The sequence below is a fragment of the Pseudomaricurvus alkylphenolicus genome (assembly GCF_011683955.1).
Taxonomy (GTDB): domain Bacteria; phylum Pseudomonadota; class Gammaproteobacteria; order Pseudomonadales; family Cellvibrionaceae; genus Pseudomaricurvus; species Pseudomaricurvus alkylphenolicus.
The window spans coordinates 1-5418 of record NZ_JAAQPI010000046.1; the positions used below are offsets into that span (position 1 = coordinate 1).

1 protein-coding gene is annotated in these 5418 nt (G+C 58.9%); it reads right to left on the reverse strand.

Annotated features, from left to right (window positions below):
- Positions 1 to 5383: hypothetical protein (locus HBA55_RS36965; protein ID WP_167001234.1), on the reverse strand; the 5383-nt coding region annotated here is incomplete at its 3' end.
- Positions 5384 to 5418: the final 35 nt, after the last annotated feature.

Genomic DNA, 5418 nt, shown 5'->3' on the forward strand with positions numbered 1-5418 from the left:
TGCGGGTACCGCCCTGCTCGCCAAACAGCGCCAGGGCGAGATCGACTTCTTGCAGTTGCAGACCGATGTCGTCGTCTTCGGACTCGGTGCCCTGGTCGTAACCGGCAAAGGCGGCGCCGTTGCTCAATCCGATCGTCAACAGGTCAGCCTGCACAGTGGAGCCATCCGTCAGAATCACGGACTGGCTGGATTTCTCAACACCGAAGTCGCCGGAGGCTTTGACCAGACCAAACAGATCGAACTCGGCGCTGCCAGTGACTTGCAGGTACTCGCCTTTGTCGTCGGCCAGGTCAAAATGCACACTCGCGTCCGGCCCAACGACCACATCCAAATCGGTGGCGTCCTGGAAGTCGATCAGACTGCCATCCAGGGCCGCCTGGTTCACTTCAATGGCGACGCTGTTCACTGCCATCGTGACACCGTCGATGCCCACAATACCGGCGCTGCCGACGCCGGCTTGCACCGCCGTCCAGTTGCGGGTACCGCCCTGCTCGCCAAACAGCGCCAGGGCGAGATCGACTTCTTGCAGTTGCAGACCGATGTCGTCGTCTTCGGACTCGGTGCCCTGGTCGTAACCGGCAAAGGCGGCGCCGTTGCTCAACCCGATTGTCAACAGGTCAGCCTGCACGGTGGAGCCGTCCGTCAGAATCACGGACTGGCTGGATTTCTCGACACCGAAGTCGCCAGAGGCTTTCACCAAACCAAACAAATCAAACTCAGCGTTACCCGTGATTTGCAGGTAATCGCCTTTGTCGTCCGCCAAATCGAATTGGACCGTGGTGTCGGGCCCCACCACCACCTCAAGATCGGTGGCGTCCTGGAAATCAATCAGCGAACCGTCGACGGCTTCCTTATTAATTTCGATGGCGACGGTATCGACGGCCATGGTGACACCCTCGATGCCCACCACCCCGGCACTGCCCACCGTAGCCTGCACCGCCGTCCAATTGCGACCACCGACCTGATCGTTAAACAACGCCAGCGCGAGATCCACCTCTTGCAGACGCAGACCGATGTCATCGTCCTCAGCGTCGGTACCTTGATCGTAACCGGCAAAGGCCGCGCCGTTGCTTAAACCAATGGTGAGGATGTCTGTCTCGATGGAAGAGCCGTCGGTAAGAGTGACGGTTTGGCTGGCTTTTTCGACACCGAAGCCGCCGGAGGCTTTGACCAGACCAAACAAATCAAACTCGGCGTTACCGGTAATCTGTAGGTAATCGCCTTTGTCGTCGGCGAGATCAAACTGAACCGTGGTGTCGGGACCCACCACCACCTCAAGATCGGTGGCGTCTTGGAAGTCGATCAAACTGCCGTCGGTGGCTTCTTTGTTCACCTCGATGGCAACGGTATCGACCGCCATGGTGACACCGTCGATACCGACGACTTCCGCACTGGCGACGCTGCCCTGCACCGCCGTCCAGTTGCGACCACCGACTTGATCGTTAAACAACGCCAGCGCGAGGTCCACCTCTTGCAGACGCAAACCAATGTCGTCGTCTTCAGCGTCGGTGCCTTGATCGTAACCCGCAAAGGCCGCGCCGTTACTTAAACCAATGGTGAGGATGTCCGTTTCGACCGAACTGCCGTCGGTTAACACCACGGTCTGCGAGGCTTTCTCAACACCAAAGCCGCCGGAGGCTTTGACCAGACCAAACAAATCAAACTCGGCGTTACCCGTGATTTGCAGGTAATCGCCTTTGTCGTCGGCCAAGTCAAACTGAACCGTGGTGTCGGGACCCACCACCACATCCAAATCGGTGGCATCTTGGAAGTCGATTAAACTGCCGTCGGCCGCTTCTTTATTGACTTCAATCGCGACGGTATCGACCGCCATGGTGACACCCTCGATGCCCACCACCGCGGCACTGCCCACCGCACCCTGCACCGCCGTCCAGTTGCGACCACCGACTTGATCGTTAAACAACGCCAGCGCGAGATCAACTTCCTGCAGACGCAGACCGATGTCATCGTCTTCAGCGTCGGTGCCTTGATCGTAACCGGCAAAGGCCGCGCCGTTGCTCAGGCCGATCGTTAACAGTTCGGTCTCAACCGACGAGCCGTCCGTGAGAGTGACGGTTTGGCTGGCTTTTTCGACACCGAAGCCGCCGGAGGCTTTGACCAGACCAAACAAATCAAACTCGGCATTACCGGTAATCTGCAGGTAATCGCCTTTGTCGTCGGCCAAATCGAACTGAACCGTGGTGTCGGGGCCCACCACCACATTGAGATCGGTGGCGTCTTGGAAGTCGATCAAGGAGCCATCGGCCGCTTCTTTATTGACTTCAATCGCGACGGTATCGACCGCCATGGTGACACCGTCAATGCCCACCACCTCGGCGCTGCCGACCGCAGCCTGCACCGCCGTCCAGTTGCGACCGCCGGTCTGGTCGTTAAACAACGCCAGCGCGAGATCAACTTCCTGCAGGCGCAAGCCGATGTCGTCGTCTTCAGCGTCGGTGCCCTGATCGTAACCGGCAAACGCGGCGCCGTTGCTCAGGCCGATCGTTAACAGTTCGGTCTCAACCGACGAGCCGTCCGTGAGAGTGACGGTTTGGCTGGCTTTTTCGACACCGAAGCCGCCGGAAGCTTTGACCAGACCAAACAAATCAAACTCGGCATTACCCGTGATTTGCAGGTAATCGCCTTTGTCATCGGCCAAGTCAAACTGAACCGTGGTGTCGGGCCCCACCACCACCTCAAGATCGGTGGCGTCCTGGAAGTCAATCAAGGAGCCGTCGGCGGCTTCTTTGTTCACCTCGATGGCGACGGTATCGACCGCCATGGTGACGCCGTCGATACCGACGACTTCCGCACTGGCGACGCTGCCCTGCACCGCCGTCCAGTTACGACCGCCGGTCTGGTCGTTAAACAAGGCGAGTGCCAAGTCGACTTCCTGCAGACGCAAGCCGATGTCGTCGTCTTCGGACTCGGTGCCTTGGTCGTACCCGGCAAAGGCCGCGCCATTACTCAGGCCGATCGTTAACAGTTCGGTCTCAACCGACGAGCCATCCGTGAGAGTGACGGTTTGGCTGGCTTTTTCGACACCAAAGCCGCCGGAGGCTTTGACCAGACCAAACAAATCAAACTCGGCATTACCGGTAATCTGCAGGTAATCACCTTTGTCATCGGCCAAATCAAACTGAACCGTGGTGTCGGGCCCCACCACCACCTCCAGATCGGTGGCGTCTTGGAAGTCGATCAGACTGCCGTCGGCCGCTTCTTTATTGACTTCAATCGCGACGGTATCCACCGCCATGGTGACGCCGTCGATACCGACGACTTCCGCACTGGCGACGCTGCCCTGCACCGCCGTCCAGTTGCGACCGCCGGTCTGGTCGTTAAACAGCGCCAGCGCGAGATCAACTTCCTGCAGGCGCAAGCCGATGTCGTCGTCTTCAGCGTCGGTGCCCTGATCGTAACCGGCAAAGGCGGCGCCGTTGCTTAGGCCGATGGTGAGGATATCGGTTTCGACCGAACTGCCGTCGGTCAACACCACGGTCTGAGACGCTTTCTCGACGCCGAAGCCGCCGGAGGCTTTGACCAAACCAAACAAATCAAACTCGGCATTACCGGTAATCTGCAGGTAATCGCCCTTGTCGTCCGCCAAATCGAACTGAACCGTGCTGTCGGGCCCCACCACCACCTCAAGATCGGTGGCGTCCTGGAAGTCGATCAGACTGCCGTCGACGGCTTCCTTATTAACTTCAATCGCGACGGTGTCCACCGCCATGGTGACACCGTCGATACCGACGACTTCCGCACTGGCGACGCTGCCCTGCACCGCCGTCCAGTTGCGACCGCCGGTCTGGTCGTTAAACAAGGCGAGTGCCAAGTCGACTTCCTGCAGACGCAAGCCGATGTCGTCGTCTTCGGACTCGGTGCCTTGGTCGTACCCGGCAAAGGCCGCGCCATTACTCAGGCCGATCGTTAACATATCGGTCTCAACCGACGAGCCGTCCGTGAGAGTGACGGTTTGGCTGGCTTTTTCGACACCAAAGCCGCCGGAGGCTTTGACCAGACCAAACAAATCAAACTCGGCGTTACCCGTGATTTGCAGGTAATCGCCCTTGTCGTCGGCCAAGTCAAACTGAACCGTGGTGTCGGGACCCACCACCACCTCAAGATCGGTGGCGTCCTGGAAGTCGATCAGACTGCCGTCGACGGCTTCCTTATTAACTTCAATCGCGACGGTGTCCACCGCCATGGTGACACCGTCGATACCGACGACTTCCGCACTGGCGACGCTGCCCTGCACCGCCGTCCAGTTGCGACCACCGACTTGATCGTTAAACAACGCCAGCGCGAGATCAACTTCCTGCAGACGCAGACCGATGTCGTCGTCTTCGGACTCGGTGCCCTGATCGTACCCGGCAAACGCGGCGCCGTTGCTCAGGCCGATCGTTAACAGTTCGGTCTCAACCGACGAGCCGTCCGTGAGAGTGACGGTTTGGCTGGCTTTTTCGACACCAAAGCCGCCGGAGGCTTTGACCAAACCAAACAAATCAAATTCAGCGTTACCGGTGATTTGCAGGTAATCGCCTTTGTCGTCGGCCAAGTCAAACTGAACCGTGGTGTCGGGCCCCACCACCACCTCAAGATCGGTGGCGTCCTGGAAATCGATCAAGGAGCCGTCCGCGGCTTCTTTGTTCACTTCAATCGCGACGGTATCGACCGCCATGGTGACACCGTCAATGCCTACCACGTCGGCACTGCCAACCGCAGCCTGCACCGCCGTCCAGTTACGACCACCGGTCTGGTCGTTAAACAACGCCAGCGCGAGATCAACTTCCTGCAGGCGCAAGCCGATGTCATCGTCTTCGGACTCGGTGCCTTGATCGTACCCGGCAAAGGCGGCGCCGTTGCTTAAACCAATGGAGAGGATGTCCGTTTCAACGGAAGAGCCGTCGGTAAGAGCGACGGTTTGGCTGGCTCTTTCGACACCAAAGCTGCCTTCAGCACTCACCAGACCGAATACATCAAACTCAGCATGACCCGACGCTCTCAGCAACTCGCCGTCACTGCCGTCCATCGTCAGTGTGATGCTGCTGTCCGGACCGGTGGAGACCTCCAGACTCTGTGCCGCGTAGTCCACCACCAAACCATCGGTCGACGCCAGGTTAAGGCTCACGCTCATGGTGTCACCGCCGATGGTGAGATCCTCAACCCCGACAAAAGCCGCACTATCCGCCTCGGCCTGTACGCTTGCCCATTGGCGCGCACCATCGTTTTGATCAGTGATCAGAGCCACCGCCAGATCCACGCCACTGAGCTCAAAACCGGTGGCATTCTCACTGCCCCCATTGACGCCCACAAACGCGGCCGCGTCATTGGCTCCCAAGGTCAGCAGATCGGTGTCCACCTGGGCGCCATCCGACAAGGTCATCTGGCGGCTCGATTTGAGCAACGCAAAACCACCAC